Origin of the sequence: Azovibrio restrictus DSM 23866 (assembly GCF_000429665.1) — a bacterium.
Lineage (GTDB): Bacteria > Pseudomonadota > Gammaproteobacteria > Burkholderiales > Rhodocyclaceae > Azovibrio > Azovibrio restrictus.
In genome coordinates this window covers 36,663-55,037 of record NZ_AUCH01000017.1, presented here as the reverse complement: position 1 = coordinate 55,037, position 18,375 = coordinate 36,663, and the positions used below count along the sequence as shown (strand labels likewise).

15 protein-coding genes are annotated in these 18,375 nt (G+C 67.6%); 8 read left to right on the top strand and 7 right to left on the bottom strand.

What is annotated here, in order from left to right; translation table 11 throughout:
- Window positions 1-7: 7 nt before the first annotated feature.
- Genes G474_RS20930 through G474_RS0114365 form a run of 3 tightly spaced genes read left to right on the top strand, consistent with a single transcriptional unit; the run spans window position 8 to window position 6,680 of the window.
- Window positions 8-1,012: an ABC transporter substrate-binding protein gene (locus G474_RS20930; protein WP_051282313.1), complete on the top strand. Its 1,005-nt coding sequence runs from the start codon at window positions 8-10 to the stop codon at window positions 1,010-1,012.
- On the top strand, window positions 1,009-4,152 hold the full coding sequence (locus tag G474_RS22180; protein ID WP_051282312.1) for an EAL domain-containing protein: 3,144 nt from the start codon (window positions 1,009-1,011) through the stop codon (window positions 4,150-4,152). Before G474_RS20930 ends, G474_RS22180 begins: the two co-directional genes overlap by 4 nt.
- Window positions 4,149-6,680, top strand: a complete 2,532-nt coding sequence (locus G474_RS0114365) for a sensor histidine kinase (protein ID WP_026687588.1) — start codon at window positions 4,149-4,151, stop codon at window positions 6,678-6,680. The genes G474_RS22180 and G474_RS0114365 overlap by 4 nt, the downstream gene beginning before the upstream one ends.
- Before the next feature lie 52 nt (window positions 6,681-6,732).
- On the opposite strand, the gene G474_RS0114360 is transcribed toward G474_RS0114365, so the two are convergent.
- From G474_RS0114360 to G474_RS0114345, 4 genes are all read right to left on the bottom strand, one after another.
- Entirely contained in the window at window positions 6,733-7,086 is a 354-nt protein-coding gene (locus G474_RS0114360) for a response regulator (protein ID WP_026687587.1), read from the bottom strand.
- A 76-nt stretch (window positions 7,087-7,162) separates the two neighbouring features.
- Window positions 7,163-7,465 carry a hypothetical protein gene (locus G474_RS0114355; RefSeq protein ID WP_026687586.1) on the bottom strand — a complete coding sequence of 101 codons (303 nt, stop codon included), beginning with the start codon at window positions 7,463-7,465 and terminating at the stop codon, window positions 7,163-7,165.
- Window positions 7,455-7,682 carry a helix-turn-helix domain-containing protein gene (locus G474_RS0114350; protein WP_026687585.1) on the bottom strand — a complete coding sequence of 76 codons (228 nt, stop codon included), beginning with the start codon at window positions 7,680-7,682 and terminating at the stop codon, window positions 7,455-7,457. The genes G474_RS0114355 and G474_RS0114350 overlap by 11 nt, the downstream gene beginning before the upstream one ends.
- A 6-nt stretch (window positions 7,683-7,688) precedes the next feature.
- On the bottom strand, window positions 7,689-8,240 hold the full coding sequence (locus tag G474_RS0114345; RefSeq protein ID WP_026687584.1) for a DUF2975 domain-containing protein: 552 nt from the start codon (window positions 8,238-8,240) through the stop codon (window positions 7,689-7,691).
- Between the two features lie 154 nt (window positions 8,241-8,394).
- Here G474_RS0114345 and pepN point away from each other — a divergent pair, with 154 nt between their 5' ends.
- The 4 genes from pepN to G474_RS0114325 all read left to right on the top strand — a co-directional run bounded on the left by pepN (window position 8,395) and on the right by G474_RS0114325 (window position 13,229).
- Complete coding sequence (gene pepN / locus G474_RS0114340; protein WP_026687583.1) at window positions 8,395-11,010, top strand: aminopeptidase N; 2,616 nt, start codon at window positions 8,395-8,397, stop codon at window positions 11,008-11,010.
- A gap of 205 nt (window positions 11,011-11,215) precedes the next feature.
- Window positions 11,216-11,545 carry an HvfA family oxazolone/thioamide-modified RiPP metallophore gene (locus G474_RS0114335; RefSeq protein ID WP_043464609.1) on the top strand — a complete coding sequence of 110 codons (330 nt, stop codon included), beginning with the start codon at window positions 11,216-11,218 and terminating at the stop codon, window positions 11,543-11,545.
- Between the two features lie 53 nt (window positions 11,546-11,598).
- Window positions 11,599-12,498 (top strand): HvfB family MNIO-type RiPP peptide maturase, encoded by a 900-nt coding sequence (locus tag G474_RS20920; RefSeq protein ID WP_084513780.1) that lies wholly within the window; start codon window positions 11,599-11,601, stop codon window positions 12,496-12,498.
- Between the two features lie 2 nt (window positions 12,499-12,500).
- Window positions 12,501-13,229 (top strand): HvfC family RiPP maturation protein, encoded by a 729-nt coding sequence (locus G474_RS0114325; RefSeq protein ID WP_043464554.1) that lies wholly within the window; start codon window positions 12,501-12,503, stop codon window positions 13,227-13,229.
- 143 nt (window positions 13,230-13,372) lie between these two features.
- On the opposite strand, the gene alr is transcribed toward G474_RS0114325, so the two are convergent.
- From alr to G474_RS20910, 3 genes are read right to left on the bottom strand one after another with little or no spacing between them, the layout of a single operon-like run.
- Window positions 13,373-14,491: an alanine racemase gene (alr, locus tag G474_RS0114320; protein ID WP_026687580.1), complete on the bottom strand. Its 1,119-nt coding sequence runs from the start codon at window positions 14,489-14,491 to the stop codon at window positions 13,373-13,375.
- A complete protein-coding gene (locus tag G474_RS20915; protein WP_043464552.1) occupies window positions 14,488-15,876 on the bottom strand; it encodes an alanine/glycine:cation symporter family protein in 1,389 nt (462 codons plus the stop codon). Before G474_RS20915 ends, alr begins: the two co-directional genes overlap by 4 nt.
- Window positions 15,877-15,906: 30 nt before the next feature.
- Entirely contained in the window at window positions 15,907-17,109 is a 1,203-nt protein-coding gene (locus G474_RS20910) for a D-amino acid dehydrogenase (RefSeq protein WP_245589375.1), read from the bottom strand.
- Here G474_RS20910 and G474_RS20905 point away from each other — a divergent pair.
- Window positions 17,056-18,375: a sigma 54-interacting transcriptional regulator gene (locus tag G474_RS20905; protein WP_245589374.1), complete on the top strand. Its 1,320-nt coding sequence runs from the start codon at window positions 17,056-17,058 to the stop codon at window positions 18,373-18,375. The two genes, G474_RS20910 and G474_RS20905, sit on opposite strands and share 54 nt — an antisense overlap.

Sequence of the window (18,375 nt, the reverse complement as noted above, 5' to 3'; positions counted from 1 at the left end):
CCTCGCCATGCCGGGCGATGCCACACACAACAACAACGGACGCCGCGCCTTTCTCGCCAGCCTGCCAGCCCTGACGCTGCTGGCGGGCGGCTGCCAGCTGTCCCAGCCCAGCGCCCTGCGCCTGGGCTTCAACCCCTGGCCCGGCTACGAACTCTTCAAGCTGGCCGAGCAACTGGGTTACTACCAGGAACTGGGGCTGAATCTGCAACTGGTGGAATTCACATCCCTGGGTGACAGCCGCAGAGCCTTTGAACGCCAGCAGATCGACGTGGCTGCCGGCACGGCAGTGGAACTGCTCACCGCCGGCGCCACCCTGGGCTTGCCCGTACAAGCTTTTTTCCTCACCAACATCTCCATAGGTGCCGATTACCTGATCGCCCATCCGGCCCTGGAGCGACTGGAGGTCCTCAAGGGGCGGAAGGTGGCCGTGGAGCCCGGTAGCCTCAACCTGCTGCTCCTCTACCTGGCCCTGGCCTCGGCCGGGATGAAGCTCCAGGAAGTGCAGATGCTGCCCATGGCCCAGGCCAGCATGCCCGGCGCCTTCCAGCGGGGCGAGGTGGACGCGGTGGTGGTCTATCCCCCGGTGGCCGACGAACTGCTGGCCCAAGGTCCCGGCAAGGCCCGGGTCCTGTTCGACAGCAGCAGGGTTCCGGACGCCATCATCGACCTGCTCTACGCCCGCCGGGAGCTGATCGAACAGCGGCCCGGGGAACTGGCCGCCCTGGTGCGGGGCTTCGAGATGGCCCGGGAGTACACCGTCCGGCATCCCGACGATGCCTATGCCCGCATGGCGGCCCGCACGGGTCGGCAGCGGGACGATTTCGAGCGGGACATGGGGGGCCTGAAACTGCTGCCCCTGGCAGAGCAGGCCCCCCTGTTCGAACCCGGAGGGCGGGTGGACCTGACCCTGTTCGAGACCCTCCAGGCCCTGCGGGATGGAGGCATGACCCTTAAGATGGCAGAAGGCGGCCTCGCCACCCCCGCCATCCTGCGCCGGAGCCTGCAGCCATGACCCCACCGGCACCCGCCCAGAAAACCCTGCGCCACATCCTGCTGGTGCCCCTGCTGATCCTGGTCTGCCTGTTCTTCCTGGCCGTCACCCTGCTGGTCCTGATCCAGAACCAGCGCATGCTGGTCCGCCAGACCGAGCACCAGGCCCAGACCATCCTGGAAGCCATCCAGGGGGCCCTGGAAGTCTCCCGGGACCCTCTGGAGCTGCAGCGCCAGATCACGGTGATCGGGGGCGAGCGGCAGATCAAGGGTATCAGCGTCGCCCTCTCCAGCCCCATCCGCATCGTCGCCAGCACCCGGCATGCCTGGCTGGGCAAGAGTCTCGACGACATTCCCCAGCAGGAGGAAATCAAGCCCCTGCGCCAGGTGCTGCGGGAAGGCGGCCGCCTAGCCCTGCAGCGGGACGATCCGCCCGAATGGCAGTTCGTGGGCGAAATTTCCCTGACCAATACCAGCCAGGCCACGGGCCAGCCGATCCGGGGTGCCGTCTCGGTGGTGCTGGATGCGGGCCCGATCCGCGCCAGCCAGCGCCAGAGCATGATCATCCTGCTCCTGGCCATGGCCCTGGTGCTGGGCCTGGGCGCCCTGTTCACCTGGCGCCTGCTGCGCCGCCACGTGATCGCCCCGGTGGAAACCATGGCTGAAGCCGTGGCCCTGCGGGCCCGGGGTGATGACGGCGTGCGCATCCCCGTCCAGGCCGACGACGAGATCGGCATGCTCGGCCGCGCCCTGAACACCCTGCTCGACGCGGAAGACCAGGCCCAGCAACGGGTGGAACGGGAACGGGCCCTGGCCCAGGCCCTGTTCAATCTTCATGCGGGCAGCGCCGGCCAGAGCGAAGGCGAGCGCCTCGCCAGTGCCCTGAAACTGGCCATGGACCTGTGTGCCTGCCAGTCCGGCCGCATCCTGGTCCGCCCGCCCGGGGGTGAAGCACTACAACCCGCCTGCCAGCAAGGCCGGCCCCACCATGAATGCCGGATCGACATCGAGGAACAGGGCAGCCCCTGCCTGCGCCTGGAACTGGGCGACAAGCCCCAGGGCTTCGACGAGGACGATGCCCGCCAGGCCCGCTACATCGCCCACGAAGCCTGGCAGATCCTGCGCCGCCGGCGCATGGACCTGGCCCTGCAGGACGCTGACGCCCGCTTCCGGCGCATGATCGAAACCACCCTGGAAGGGGTCTGGATCTTCGACGGCGGGCTGCGGGTCACCTACGCCAACCAGCGCACCTGCGCCATGCTGGGCTTTGCCCTGGAGCAGATGCTCGGGCATCCGGTGATCGACTTCATTCCCCCCGAGGAAATAGCCGACCACCAGCGCCAGATGGACCTGCGCCTGGCGGGCAAGGGAGCGGTGTACGAACGCCGTTTCCTGCGCGCCGATGGCAGCACCCTCTGGTGTCTGGTGTCCGCTTCGCCGATGCTGGCCGAGGACGGCAGCTTCCAGGGCTCCTTCGCCATGCTGAGCGACATCAGCCGCATCAAGGAAACCGAGGAAGCCCTGAAACTGGCGGCCCACGTCTACGATGACAGCCCCAACGCCATCGCCATCACCGACGCCAGCTTCCGGGTCCAGTCGGTGAACCAGGCCTACACCCAGATCACCGGCTTCACTCCCGAGGAAACCCTGGGGCGCCCGGCAGCATTCCTGGACCAGGAGCACAAGGAAGAATGGCTGCGCCTGCCGCCCGGGGGGCGCTGGCAGGGAGAAATCTGGAACCAGCGCAAGTCCGGCGAACGCTATCCGGAATGGCTCAGCCTCTCCCCGGTCAGCGACGGGGGGCGCATCACCCACTACGTGGCCATCATCTCCGACCTCACGGAACGCAAGGAAGCCGAATCCCGCATCGACTACCTGGCCAGCCACGACCCCCTCACCGGGCTGCCCAACCGGGTGCTGTTCCAGGGGCGTACTGATCAGGCCCTGGGCATGGCCGCCGGCCAGGGACGCAAGGCCGCCGTGGCCCTCCTCAACCTGGACCGGTTCAAGACCATCAACGATTCCCTCGGCCACGCCGTGGGCGACGCCCTGCTGGTGCAGGCGGCCCGCCGCCTGGAAACCAGCCTGGGCCAGGCCAACGTGCTCTGCCGCCAGGGAGGGGACGAATTCCTGATCCTCCTGAGCGAGGTGGAGGATGCCAGCTGTGCCGGCCAGCAGGCCCAGCGCCTGCTGCAGGTGCTCACCGAACCCTTCCACAGGGAAGGCCAGGACATCCAGATTTCCGCCTCCCTGGGCCTGGCCCTCTATCCGGACGACGGACGCAGCTTCGCCGAACTCCTGCCCCGGGCCGATTCGGCCATGCGTCAGGCCAAGGAGAGCGGGCGCAACACCCTGCGCTTCTACCGGGCGGAGATGAATTCCGATGCCCTGGCCCGCCTGCAGCTGGAAAACTCCCTGCGCGAAGCCCTGGCCCAGGGCCAGTTCCAGCTCCATTACCAGCCCCTGGTGCGGGCCGAGGCCGGCCAGGTGTGCGGGGTGGAGGCCCTGCTGCGCTGGCCCCATCCGGAACAGGGGATGATCTCCCCGGCCCAGTTCATTCCCCTGGCGGAAGAAAGCGGCCTGATCGTTCCCCTGGGCGCCTGGGTGCTCCAGGAAGCCTGCCGCCAGGCACGCCACTGGCAGGACCTGGGCCTGCCCCTGCGGGTGGCGGTGAACCTGTCCTCGGTCCAGTTCAAGCGCGGCGACCTGGTGGCCACGGTGCGCGAAGCCCTGGAGGAAACCGGACTGGACCCGGCCCGGCTGGAACTGGAACTGACCGAATCCATCCTCATCCAGGATGTGGAGGAAACCCTGGAAACCGTGCACCAGCTGCGCGCCCTGGGCCTGGAGCTGTCCATCGACGATTTCGGCACCGGCTATTCCAGCCTGGCCTACCTGCGCCGCCTGCCGGTGCACAAGCTGAAGATCGACCAGTCCTTCGTGCGCCACCTGACGGAAAAGAGCGAGGATGCCGCCATCGTCAGCACCATCCTGGCCATGGCCCGGCAACTGAACCTGGAAACCGTGGCCGAAGGGGTAGAGACCCAGGCCCAGTATGAATGGCTCAAGTCCCGGGGCTGCACCACGATCCAGGGCTACTACTTCAGCCGTCCCCTGCCCGCCCCCGAGATTCCCGCCCAGATCGAGCGCATCCGTCCATGAATCCTCCCGCCTCCCTGCGCCGCCTGGGCATCCGGGCCAAGCTGATCCTGCTCTTCGTGCTGATCAAGGTCATTCCCCTGGTGCTACTGGCGCTCCTGGCCTGGGAGGGGGTCACCCACCTGGGCGGTCAGGTTTCGGAAGAAACCGAAACCCTGAGCCAGGAAGTGGGCAGTACCGTGGCCGACATGGGCAAGACCTTCTCCCGGGAGGCGGAAAAGGCCCTCAACGACCGGGCCCGGGAGGAACTGGAACGGCTCACCACCGATACGGCCCGGGCAGTGGCCGACTTCCTCCACGACCGGGACCAGGACCTGCTGCTGGCCGCCCAGCTGGAGCCCACGGAAAAGGCCTACCGGGACTTTCTCCAGCACCGCACCCGCAAGCTGGTGGACCAGGGCCAGTGGGAGCTGGCCGCCGATGGCAAATCCTGGCTGCCGCGCCAGAGCCGCACCGTGCCCTACCGGCGGGTGGAAGCCAGCAATGCGGAAAACCGCCAGGACTTCCACTACCGCCCGCCGGAGGCCGTGCTGCGCGACCGCAGCGCCCCCCTGTTCCATGAAATCACCTTCGTGGGCCTGGATGGCCGAGAAAAGCTCAAGGTCAGCGCCACCAACCTGCTGCCCCGGGAACTCCGGGATGTCTCGAAGAAGGAAAACACCTACGCCCGGGCGGAAACCTACTTCACCCACCTGAAAAACCTGAAGCCCGGGGAAATCCATGTCTCCGACGTGATCGGCCCCTACGTGCCCTCCCGCATCATCGGGCCGGTGACCCCGGAAAAAGCCAAGAGCCTGGGCCTTCCCTACGAGCCGGAAAAGGAAGCCTACGCGGGCCGGGAAAACCCCCTGGGACGGCGCTTCCAGGGCATCATCCGCTGGGCCACGCCGGTGCTCCGGAACGGCCAGATCACGGGTTACGTGACCCTGGCCCTGGACCATAGCCACGTGATGAGCTTCACCGACAACCTGATGCCCACCGATGGCCGCTACACCCCCATTGCCGATGCCACCAACGGCAACTATGCCTTCATCTGGGATTACCAGGACCGCTCCATCGCCCATCCCCGGCACCATTCGGTGGTGGGCTTCGACCCGGACACCGGGGAATACGCGGTGCCCTGGCTGGAGGCCTCCATTCACGAGGGCTGGCAGCAGAGCGGCAAGCCCCTGCGGGAATACCTGGCTGGCGTGCCCCCCTTCGATCACCAGAGCCGCGACAAGAAACCCGCCAAGGCCTTGACCCAGGCCGGCCAGGTGGGGCTGGAATGCCGCTACCTGAATTTCGCGCCCCAGTGCCAGGGCTGGCATGACCTGACCCAGTTCGGCGGCTCCGGCTCCTTCCTGATCCTGTGGACCGGGGTCTGGAAACTCACCACGGCCGCCACCATTCCCTACTACACCGGCCATTACGGCGAGACTCCCCGGGGCTTCGGCTACGTGACCATAGGCGCCAACATCGACGACTTCCAGAAGCCAGCCCAGAACACGGCCAGGCTGATGCAGCAGCGGGTCGAGGAATTCGCCACCCGGATGCGGGAGCGGCAGGCCGCCCTGCGGAGCCTGATCGAAACCTCCATGACCCGCACCGCCGCGAGTCTGACCGGCTCCACCCTGCTGATGATCGCCCTGGTGGTGGCCATCGCCATCTGGCTCGCCTCCATGCTCACCCGGCGCATCACCGACCTGAGTGCGGGCCTGGGCCGCATCGAAGGGGGCGACTACGGCTTCCGCTTCCCCCATGCCTCCGACGACGAACTGGGCCAGCTCAACGACGCCCTGAACCGCATGGCCGACAGTGTCCAGGAATCCTTCACCCGCCTGGAGCAGGCCCGCCAGGAGGCCGAGCAGGCCAGCCTGATGAAGAGCGATTTCCTGGCCCGCATGTCCCACGAGCTGCGCACCCCCTTGAACGGCATCCTGGGCTTCTCGGAACTGATCAAGCTGGACGCCCCCAGCGAGGACATCCGCGAGCAGGCCCAGACCATCTACCAGAGCGGCGAACACCTGCTGCGCCTGGTCAATGACATCCTCGACCTGGCCAAGATCGAATCCGGGCACATGACCCTGGAACCGGAGGACATGGACCTGCCCCGCCTGCTGGAAGAAGTGGCCGGCCTGCACCGGGGCGCCGCCCGGCAGAAGGGGCTGGAGCTGGAACTGGATCTGGAGGCATCCCTGCCGACCCGACTGCACGGGGACGCCACCCGGCTGCGCCAGATCCTCAACAACCTGCTCAACAACGCGGTGAAATTCACCCCCGCCGGCCAGGTCACCCTGGCCGCCCGAAGCGAGGCCGGACGGGTGCTGTTCCTGGTGGAGGACACGGGCCCCGGCATCCCCCAGGAAGCCCAGGCCATCATTTTCGAGAAGTTCCGCCAGGCCTCCAGCTTCATCACCCGGGAACACGGGGGCAGCGGCCTGGGCCTGGCCCTGGTGCGCGAACTGGTGACCCTGATGGGGGGCGAGATCACCCTGGTCTCCACCCCCGGGGCCGGCGCCCGCTTCGAGTTCTGGCTGCCCCTGGCCTGAAAAAGCAAAGGGCCCCGCGGGCCCTCAGGGGAAAGACAGAGGTGAGCGCCGTTCAGTCCGGCAGTTTGGTCAGCAACACGTCCATGGTCATGGGCTTGATGATGATGTCGTTGAAGCCGGCCGCCATGATGCGCTGCTTTTCCGACTCCAGGGCATGGGCCGTATAGGCCACAACGTGCAGGCCCCGGGTATCCGCCATGCTGCGGATGCGCCGGCAGACCTCTTCTCCGTCCAGCCCGGGCATGCTGATGTCCAGCAACACGTGATCGTAGGCCGTGCTCTCCAGCATGCGCAGGGCCGCGAAACCGTCCTCGGCCTCATCGGCCTCCCAGCCCCGCTTCCTGAGCATGGCCACCGCCAGCTTGCGGTTCACCGCATTGTCATCCACCACCAGAACGCGCTTCATGTTTTGTTCAAATGTCTTACGTGGCGCGGAGCTTAGCGCGTTCGCATCCGGCTGTCGATCCTGCCCCGCCCCGGCCTCAGGGCGGACAGTTGCCGGGCACGGCCAGATGCTCCCCCGAGGGGGAAGCCAGGGCCGGCCCCAGCACCGGGTTGTCCCGCTGGCTGCGCAGGCAGTAACGTCCCCAGGGGCCGCGCACTTCCACCTGGGTTTCCCCACCTGGCAGACGCCGGACCTCCTCTGCCATCCGGGGACGGGATTCGATCCGCACCGGCGGCGCCAGATCCAGTTCATCTTCGGGAAGCCCGCCCCCCTGGGCCCCCAGGCCGGAGGCCAGCTCCAGGAGTACCGCCCCGGTCAGCAGGATTTTCCTAGTCCCCATCCCAGGCCTCCTGATCGGGACGGTATTCGAGCAGGTCCCCGGGCTGACAATCCAGGTGGCGGCAGATGGCCTCCAGGGTGGCAAAGCGCACCCCCTTGACCTTGCCCCCCTTCAGCAGGGAGAGGTTCTGTTCGGTCATGCCGATGGCTTCGGCTAGCTCCCGGGAGCGCATCTTGCGCTTCGCCAGCATGACATCGAGGTTGAGAATGATCGACATGGCCGCTCACAAAATAAGGGCGTGTTCTTCCTGCAGGCGCCGCCCGGCTTCCATCACCTGACCGAGCAGGTGGATCGCCAGGCCCACCAGCACCATGGCCATCACGTCGCCGCCGATACCGATGGACAGGAGGCGCTGGCCCTCTGGTTTGTCCAGGGTCAGGGCCAGCACCAGCAGGGTCCCGGCCAGCACCTCCCCCAGGGCCCAGGCCAGCATGCCCAGGGCAAAACGCCGGTAGGCCTGGGCCACCCGGGCCGAGAACAACTCTCCCTGGCGGTACCAGTGGCAGATGCGCGCCAGGGTGAAGAACACCAGGCAGCCGGCCGCCAGGGCCGGCATGTTGCTCATGAACCCCATCAGGCGTTGGGAAGGGCTCAGCTGCTCCGGCGCCACCCCGGCAATCTGGAAGGCTGCCGGCAGGCTCAGGTGCCATTCCCGCCAGGACTCCACATGCCACCATAACCAGGCAGTCAACAGGGGCAGCAGGAACACCATCAACAGGGCCACCATTTCCAGGCCCCGGGCCCAGCGGCGCAGCCGCGAATCGATATCAGACATATAAGACTCCATGGCAAAAATTTAATGTTTTATATTAATTTTTTGCCACTATACGATGATACCCACCACCCCGCAAGCCCCCTTCCCTGGCGCCGCCGGCCGGGTGGCGTATCATTCCCGGCTTTGCCGCACACACGCCCAGAGGCCCACGATCATGAAAACCGATACCCCCCAGACCATTTACCTGAAGGACTACACCCCCCCTGCCTACCTGGTGGAGCAGGTGGACCTGGACGTGGACTTCCAGCCCCGGGAAAGCGAGACCGTAGCCATCGTCACCGCCCGCCTCAACTGCCAGCGCAACCCGGATGCCCGGGGCCAGGGCCGCCTGGCGCTGGACGGGGAGGAGCTGGAAACCCTGGAAGTGAAGGTGGATGGCCAGCCCCATCCCTACCAGATCCAGGGTGATCAGCTGATCCTCACCGACCTGCCCCTCACCTTCACCCTGGAGACCCGGGTGCTCATCCACCCGGACGGCAACACCAAGCTCTCGGGCCTCTACCGCAGCAAGGATGGCTACTTCACCCAGTGCGAGGCCCAGGGCTTCCGCCGCATCACCTGGTTCCTGGACCGGCCCGACGTGATGGCCGCCTACCGGGTCACCCTGCATGCCGACAAGGCCCAGTTCCCGGTGCTGCTGGCCAACGGCAACCCGGTGGCGAGCGGCGACGAAGCCGGCAACCGCCACTACGCCACCTGGGAAGACCCCTTCAAGAAGCCCTGCTACCTGTTCGCCCTGGTGGCCGCCAAGCTGGACGTGCTCAAGGACAGCTTCAGCACCGCCAGCCGCCGCCAGGTGCAGCTGGCCATCTACGTGGAACCGGGCAAGCTGGACCAGTGCGCCCACGCCATGGCCGCCCTGAAGAAGTCCATGGCGTGGGATGAACAGCGCTTCGGCCTGGAATGCGACCTGGACCACTACATGATCGTGGCCGTGGGCGACTTCAACATGGGGGCCATGGAGAACAAAGGCCTCAACATCTTCAACACCAAATACGTGCTGGCCCGGGCCGACGTGGCCACCGACGTGGATTTCGAGAATATCGACCGGGTCGTGGCCCACGAGTACTTCCACAACTGGACCGGCAACCGGGTCACCTGCCGGGACTGGTTCCAGCTCTCCCTGAAGGAAGGCCTCACCGTGTTCCGCGACCAGGAATTCGGCGCCGACCTGCACAATCGGCAGACCGCCCGCATCCGCGAGGTGCGCAACCTGCGTGCCGCCCAGTTCCCCGAAGATGCCGGCCCCATGGCCCACCCGGTGCGCCCCGCCTCCTACATGGAGATCAACAACTTCTACACCGCCACCGTCTATGAAAAAGGCGCCGAGGTGGTGCGCATGATCCAGACCCTGATCGGCCGCGATGCCTTCCGGGCCGGCATGGACGAATACTTCGCCCGCCACGACGGCCAGGCCGTCACCTGCGACGATTTCGTGGACGCCATGGCCGCCGCCTCCGGCTTCGACTTCAGCCAGTTCATGGGCTGGTACAGTCAACCCGGCACGCCCCTGGTCCGGGCCGAAGCCAGCTTCGACGCCGCCACCCGGCGCTACAGCCTGAGCTTCACCCAGTCCAACCCCAAGGCCGCCGACGCTGCCCCCTACCTGATCCCCATCCGCGTCGCCCTGTTCACCCGGGACGGTCAGGAGCTGGAGGACTACAGCCGTACCCTGATACTCACCCAGAAAACCCAGCGCTTCGATTTCGAAAACCTGGACGCAGCCCCTGTCCCCTCCATGCTGCGGGACTTCTCCGCCCCGGTGATCCTGGACTTCCCCTACAGCGACGCCGAGCTGACCCTGCTTCTGGCCCGGGAATCCGATCCCTTCAACGCCTGGGAAGCCGGACAGCGCCTGGCCTCCCGGCTGATTCTGGAAGCCACCGCCCGGATCGCCGCCGGAGACACCCCCAGCTTCCCGGCCAGCTTCACCGAAGCCGCCCGCCTGCTGCTCCAGACCCAGGCCCAGCGCGGCGCCGCCTGCGTGGCCGAAGCCCTGACCCTACCCGGCGAGAGCACCCTGGCCGAAAGCCTGCCGGAAGTGAATCCCGACGCCCTGCATGGGGCCCGCAACGCCCTGCGCCTGCACCTGGCCCGGGAGCTGGAGCAGGAATTCAGCGACCTCTACGCCACCCTGGCTCCCACCGGCCCCTACACCCCCAGCGCTGCGGAAGCCGGCCGCCGGGCCCTGCGCAACACCTGCCTCGCCTACCTGCTGGAGCTGGACACGCCCCACTACCGTCACCTGGCCCAGGCCCAGTTCCGGGATGCCGACAACATGACCGACCAATTCGCCGCCCTGGCGGTCCTGGCCAACGTCAATGCCGCCCACTGCCCCGAGCGGGACGCCGCCCTGGCCGCCTTCTACCACCAGTGGCAGGACGAAGCCCTGGTAGTGGACAAATGGCTGTCCGTGCAATCCACCAGCCGCCGCCCGGACACCCTGGAACGGGTGCAGCAGCTCACCGCCCACCCGGCCTTCCAGCTCACCAACCCCAACAAGGTCTACGCCTTGCTGCGGGCCTTCGGCGCCAACCTGGTGCGCTTCCACGCCGCTGACGGGGCCGGCTACCGCTTCCTGGCCGAGCAGATCAAGGCCCTGGACCCCAGGAATCCCCAGGTAGCCTCCCGCCTGGCCCGCTGCTTCGACCGCTGGAAAAAGTTCGACCCCGCCCGCCAGGCCCATGCCCGGGCCGCCCTGGAAGACCTGCGGCAACATCCCCAGCTGTCCCGGGATGTGTTCGAAGTGGTGGACCGGGCCCTGGGCTGATCCCCGACTGAAAATCCACCCCGATGCCCCCGGTTCCTGGCCTGGAACCGGGGGCTTTTTTTGCCTCCGAGTTGCCTGCCAGCAGGACCCAATACTTTTTTGCGATGGGCTGTAAGAAACCCGCCCCCAGCCCCGACCAAGGAGCAGGCAGGCTTTCTGCCGTGTTTGCGCCAGTACTGGCTACCCCAACTCCATGGAGATCATCATGAAAAAACAGACCCTCGCTTCCCTGAGTATCGGTTCCGCCTTCGCCGCCCTGGCCCTGAGCCCCGCCGTACATGCGGCCGACAACCCCTTCGCCGCCAAGCAGTTGAGCGCTGGTTACCAGTTGGCGCAGGCCGACACCAAGGGCAAGGACGGCAAATGCGGCGAAGCCAAGTGTGGCGCCAGCAAGAAAGCGGCGGAGAAGAAGAAGGACGGCAAGTGTGGCGAGGCCAAGTGCGGCGCCGACAAGAAGGCCGCTGAAGGCAAGTGCGGGGCAAGCAAGCAGTCCGGCGAGAAAACGCCGGATGGCAAGTGCGGCGCCAGCAAGTAAGCCCCTCCTCCCCGGGGCCGGCGACTGCCGCCGGCCCACATCAAGGAACGCCCATGCCCCCATCCCTGCTCCCCCACCCGCCAGCCCCTGCTTCCGCCAGGCCGCAACGCGCCGAGGCTGGCCCGCCGCACGGCGCCGGCCTCGGTTTCCGGCGCGAACTGATCGCCCCGCTGCAGGGCGGCGTGCCGGCGGCGATCGATTTCTTCGAACTGGCGCCCGAGAACTGGGCCGGCATGGGCGGCCGTTCGGCGCGCCAACTGCGCGAATTCAGCGAACGCTACCCCTTCGTCTGCCACGGCCTGTCGCTGTCGCTGGGCGGCAGCGGGCCGCTCGACGAGGCGCTGCTTTACCGCATCCGCGATTTCATGCGTGAACACGGGATGACGCTGTACACCGAACACCTCTCCTGGTGCGCCGACGACCGCCAGCTCTACGACCTGCTGCCGATCCCGCAGACCGAGGCGGCGGTGCGCTGGACCGCCGAACGCATCTTGCGCGCGCAGGACATCCTCGGCCGGCAGATCGGCATCGAGAACGCCTCGACCTACGTCGAACCGCCCGGCGCCGAAATGAACGCCGCCGAGTTCATTAGCGCCGTGGTCGACGCCGCCGACTGCCTGCTCCACCTCGACGTGAACAACATCTACGTCAACAGCCGCAACTTCGGCTTCGACGCGCACGAATTCCTCGCCGCGCTGCCGCTGGCACGCACCTGCTACGTCCATGTTGCCGGCCACTACGTCGAGCCGGACGGGCTGATCATCGACACCCACGGCGCGCCGGTGATCGACCCGGTGTGGGCGCTGCTCGCCGATGCCTACGCGCGCATCGGCGGCGAGGTGCCGACCTGCCTCGAACGCGACTTCAATTTCCCCGATCTGGCGGCGTTGACCGCTGAGGTCGAAACCATCGCCGGGCTGCAGGCCGCGGCCAAGCAGCGCAAGGCGGCCTGAACATGGAATTCCAGAACTTCCAGCAAGCCTTCGCCCGCCACCTGCGCGACCCGCACCGCGCCCCCCGCCCGGCCGGCGTGCCGGCGCGCGGCATGGGCGTGTATCAGGAACTGGTCGGCAACAACCTGCAGGGCTTTGTCGACAGCGCCTTCCCGGTCTGCCGCGCCATCCTCGGCGAGGCGCGCTGGCAACGCCTGGGGCGCCGCTTCCGCCGTGACTGGCCGCTGCGCACACCCTGGTTCCGCGAAATCCCGCGCGAGTTCATGCGTTTTTTGGCCGACACGCCCGGCCTGCGCCTGCCGCGCTGGCTACCCGAGCTGGCGCATTACGAGTGGGTCGAGCTGGCCACCGACATCGCCGACGCGCCTATCCCGCCGCACGATCCGGCCGGCGACCTGCGCCACGGCACGGTCGTCCTCAACCCGGTGCTGTTCAACCTCACCTACGCCTGGCCGGTGCACCGCATCGGCCCCGACTGGCGACCGCGCAAGGCGCAGGCAACGCAGTTGCTGGTCTACCGCGATGCCGACGACGTCGTCCGCTTCAGCGAGACCAACCCGGTCACCGCCCGCCTGCTCGCGCTGCTGGCGGAAACCCCGCACAGCGGCGAGGCGGCCTGCCGCCGGCTGGCCACCGAACTGCAGTACGCCGACCCCGACCAGCTGGTCGATTTCGGCGTCGAACTGCTGGCCGAACTAGGCCGCCAGGGCGTCGTCCTCGGCAGCGCCTAGCAGCCTGTCGGACTTGATGGGTCGCAGCGAAAAAAGTGGGAGACGAGGGCAGTTTTTCACGGGTTTCAAGCGAATAGTCGTTCTATTCGCGCAGAAACACGGGGGAAAATGAACCGTCTTCCCACTTTTTGCAGCCGACTTGGTCAAGTCCGACAGGCTGCTAGATAGCTGCGCGCGTAGCGGCGGCCCAGGCTGGTCAGGATTTCGTAGCCGATGGTGCCGGCCCGGCCGGCGATGGCGTCGACGCCGTTGACCGGGTCGGCCAGGTCGACGTAATCGCCTTCGCCGAGCCGGCCTTCGGGCAGGTCGGTGATATCGACGATCAGCGTATCCATCGAGATGTTGCCGACCAGCGGCAGCGCCACGCCATCGCAACGGGCAACGCCGCGATTGCTCAGGCTGCGCAGGTAGCCGTCGGCATAGCCGACCGCCAGCGTCGCCAGGCGCGAGTCGCGGCCCGCCGTCCAGGTGTGCGAGTAAGCGACCGCCGTGCCGGCGGCGATGCGCCGCGTCTGCAGCACCTTGCCCTGCAGGCGGACCACCGGACGCAGCGGGTTGGGCTGGCCGGCCACCGGCGCCACGCCGTAGAGCGCGGCGCCGGGGCGAACGAGGTCGAAATGGTAGTCGGCGCCGAGAAAGATCCCCGACGAATTGGCCAGGCTGGCCCTGACCCCGGGCAGGCGCTCCAGCGCTGCCCGGAAATCGGCGAGCTGGCGGCGGTTGATCGGCGCCGCCGGGTCTTCGGCGCTGACCAGGTGGCTCATCAGGTAGCGCAGTTCGATGCCGGCCAGACCGTCGGCGCTGGCCAGCAGTTGCGCGAACTCGGCGGCATCCAGGCCGAGCCGGGCCATCCCGGTGTCGATCTGGAGGATCGCCGCCAGCGGCCGGCCGAGCCGGCCGGCCAGCGCCCGCCAGGCGGCGACCTGGGGCAGGCTGTTGAGCACCGGCTGCAGGCCGTGGCGGACAAACTCGGCCTCGCTGCCGGGATGCGCGCCGTGCAGCACCGACAGCGTCGCGTCGGCCGGCAGCAGCGGGCGCAGCGCAATGCCCTCGTTGAGATGCGCGACGAAGAACTGGCGGCAACCGGCGCGGTACAGCGCCGGCGCCACCTGCGCCGCGCCCAGGCCGTAGGCGTCGGCCTTGACCACGGCGCCGCAGTCGCCGCTGGCCAGGCGGCCGCGCAGGCTGCGCCAGTTGTCGCAGAGGGCGTCAAGGTCGATGCTCAGGCGGGCGCCGTAGGCGGCAAAAGCGTCGCCGCTCATGCCTTGCTCCGCGCCGCGGCCAGCGCCGCCTGCCGGGCGCGCTCCTGCTTCGCCCAGTATTCCTGGCTCAGGCGGACGACGACCGGCGCCAGCAGCAGCAGCGACACCAGGTTGGGCAGCGCCATGAAGGCGTTCAGGGTGTCGGCGACCAGCCACACGAAATCGAGCTGGGTAACCGCGCCGACCAGGACGAAGACCGTCCACAACACGCGGTAAGGCACTTCGACCGCGGTGCCGACCAGGTATTCCCAGCATTTCTCACCGTAGTAGGCCCAGCCGAGGATGGTGGTGAAGGCAAAGACGGTGATGGCAAGGGCCAGGAACTGCCCGCCGAAGCCCTGGAAAGCCGCGTCGAAACCGGCGGCGCTGAGCGCCGCGCCCTTCAGGCCGCTGTTCCAGACGCCGGTGACGATCAACACCAGCCCGGTCATCGTGCACACGATGATGGTGTCGATGAAGGTGCCCATCATGCCGATCAGCCCGGATTCGACCGGGTTCTTCGTCTGCCCCGCCGCCTGGGCGATGCCGGCGGTGCCGAGACCGGCTTCGTTGGAGAAGATGCCGCGGGCGACGCCGTAGCGGATCGCCATCATCACCGCCGCGCCGGCAAAGCCGCCGGTGGCGGCCACCGGGTTGAAGGCGCTGTCGACGATCAGCACCAGCGCAGCCGGAATCTGTTCGGCGTAGATGCCGAGCACGATCAGCGAGGCGACGATGTAGCCAACGCACATGAAGGGCACCAGCTTCTCCGCCACGGCGCCGATGCGCTTGACGCCGCCGAGCAGGACGAAACCGGTACAGGCCGCCATGATCACGCCGGAAACCCAGGGATTGACGCCGAAAGCACTGTCGAGCGCGCCGGCGATGCTGTTCGACTGGACCATGTTGCCGATGCCGAAGCCGGCCAGCCCGCCGAAGATGGCAAACGCGGTACCGAGCCAGCGCCAGTGCCGGCCGAGGCCGTTCTTGATCGCGTACATCGGCCCGCCGATCTGCTCGCCGCGGTCGTCGGTCTCGCGGTAATGCACGGCGAGCACGACTTCGGCGTACTTGGTGGCCATCCCGACCAGCGCCGTCATCCACATCCAGAACATCGCCCCCGGTCCGCCGACGGCAATCGCCGTCGCCACGCCGGCGATGTTGCCGGTACCGACGGTAGCCGCCAGCGCCGTCATCAGCGCCGCGTACGGGGTGATCTCGCCGGGCGCGTCGGGTACTGCCTTGCGCCCGCGCCAGACCATGGCGAAGCCGGCAACGATCTTGGTGATCGGCATGAACTTCAGGCGCAGCTGCAGGTAGAGGCCGGTGCCGAGAATGGCAACCAGCATCGGCGGTCCCCAGACTAGGTCGTTGATGGCGGTGATGAATCCGGTCATTGTCTCCATGTTTTTTCTTTCTCTGTCAGGGTTGGGAAATCAGGCGTAGCGGGCGACGCCGAGGTCGTCCACGTCGATGTCGGGGGTCTTGCCGGAAAGCAGGTCGGCGACGACGCGACCGGTGCCGGTCGCCATCGTCCAGCCGAGCGTGCCGTGGCCGGTGCTCAGGGTCAGGTTGGGGTAGCGGGTCTTGCCGATGATCGGCGTGCCGTCCGGCGTCATCGGCCGCAGGCCGGTCCAGAATTCGGCGCGGGCAACGTCGCCGCCCTGCGGGAAGAGATCGCTGACGACGAACTCCAGCGTCTTGCGCCGCCCTTCGTCCAGATTCAGGTCGAAGCCCGAGAGCTGGGCCGTGCCGCCGACGCGGATGCGGTCGCCGAGGCGGGTGACGGCGACCTTGTGCGTCTCGTCCATGATCGTCGATTCGGGCGCCATCTCCGGGTTGGTGATCGGCACCGTGATCGAGAAGCCCTTGACCGGATAGACCGGAATGTCGATGCCCAGCGGCTTCAGCATCTGCGTCGAGTAGCTGCCCAGGGCGAGCACGTAGTGGTCGGCCTGCACCTTGCCCTGGTCGGTATGGATGGCGGTGATCTGCCGGCCGTCGTGCTCGATGCCGGTGATGCTGCAGCCGAAGCGGAAATTGACGCCGAGCGCCTCGGCCATTTTGGCCAGGTTCTGGGTGAACTTGAAGCAGTCGCCGGTTTCGTCGCCGGGCAGGCGCAGGGCGCCGACGAACTTGTCCTTGACCGGCGCCAGCGCCGGCTCGTATTCGAGATAGCCGGCGCGGTCGAGCACCTGGAAGGGAACGCCGAAGGCCTTGAGGATGGCGACATCCTTGTCGATGCCGTCGAGCTGCTTCTGGGTGCGGAACAACTGCAGCGTGCCCTGGCTGCGCTCGTCGTAGGCGATGCCGGTTTCGGCACGCAGTTGCTTGAGGCAGTCGCGGCTGTATTCGGCGACGCGCACCATGCGGCTCTTGTTCACCTGGTAGGCCGCTTCCGTGCAGTTGCGCAGCATGGCCAGCCCCCAGCGCCACATCGCCGGGTCGAGCATGGGCTTGATCACCAGCGGGCTGTGGTGCATCAACAGCCACTTGATCGCCTTCAGCGGCACGCCGGGGCCGGCCCAGGGCGCCGAGTAGCCGGGCGAGACTTCGCCGGCGTCCGCAGCGTCGAGCCGCTGGGCATGCTGCCGGGGGCGCAGCGCCGCCTCTACCTCGACACCCTGCTCGCCTCGCAACCCGACCCGATCTTCGCCATCGATGCAGGCGGCCGCATCGCCCTCGCCAACAACGCGGCCAGCATCGCCTGCGGCATCGACGAAGCCAGCCTGATCGGCAGCCCGATCCAGGACCTGATCGGCAACCCGGAACTGCTCAAGGCCCTGATCGACGGCGGCTATCACCTGCCGGTCTGCGAAATCGTCATCAACCGCGAGCCCTACATGCTGGAAACCACGCCGCTGCACGAGAGCGGCGGCCACGTCGCCGGCGCCGTGCTCACCCTGCATGCGCCGAGCCGCATGGGCGAACGGATGAGCGCCCTGCAGAACTACGACGCCGGCGGCTTCGACGCGATCCTCGGCAGCTCGCCGGAAATCCTCCAGCTCAAGCAGCGCGCGGCGCGCATGGCGGTCGTCGATGCGCCGCTGCTGATCACCGGCGAAACCGGCACCGGCAAGGAACTGCTCGCCCACGCCTGCCACGCCGGCAGCAACCGGCGCAGCCAGCCCTTCTTTGCGCTCAACTGCGCGGCGCTGCCGGAAAGCCTGGCCGAAAGCGAACTGTTCGGTTACGCCGCCGGCGCCTTCACCGGCGCGCTGCGCGGCGGCAAGCCCGGCCTGCTCGAACTGGCCGACGGCGGCACCGTCTTCCTCGACGAAATCGGCGAGATGTCGCCCTACCTGCAGGCCAAGCTGCTGCGCTTCCTCAACGACGGCAGCTTCCGCCGCGTCGGCGGCGACCACGAGCTGCGCATGAACGTGCGCATCATCAGCGCCACTCATCGCTCGCTCGACGCCATGGTCGCCAGCGGCCACTTCCGCCAGGACCTGCTGTTCCGTCTCAACGTGCTCAACCTGCACGTGCCGCCGCTGCGCGAACGCCCCGGCGACATCCTGCCGCTGGCCCAGTTCTTCCTCGGTCGCGCCTGCGCCCAGGCAGCGCGGCCGCCGATGCGGCTGGCCCAGGCGGCGTGCGCGGCGATGCTGGCCAACCCGTGGATCGGCAACGTCCGCCAGTTGCAGAACGTGATTTTCCGGGCGGTGACGATGACCGAAGGCAACGTCATCAAGGCCGGCGACCTCGAACTGGCGCAGGAAGCGACCCCGGCCCTGCCCGGCGAGAGCGGCGATTTCGCCAGCCTGGAAGCGGCCGTCGCCGATTTCGAAAAGAACCTGCTGCAGCGCCTGTACCGCGAATTCCCGTCCAGCCGGCGCCTGGCCCAACGCCTGAACACCTCGCACACGGCCATCGCCAAGCGCCTGCGCCGCTACGGCATTTCATGA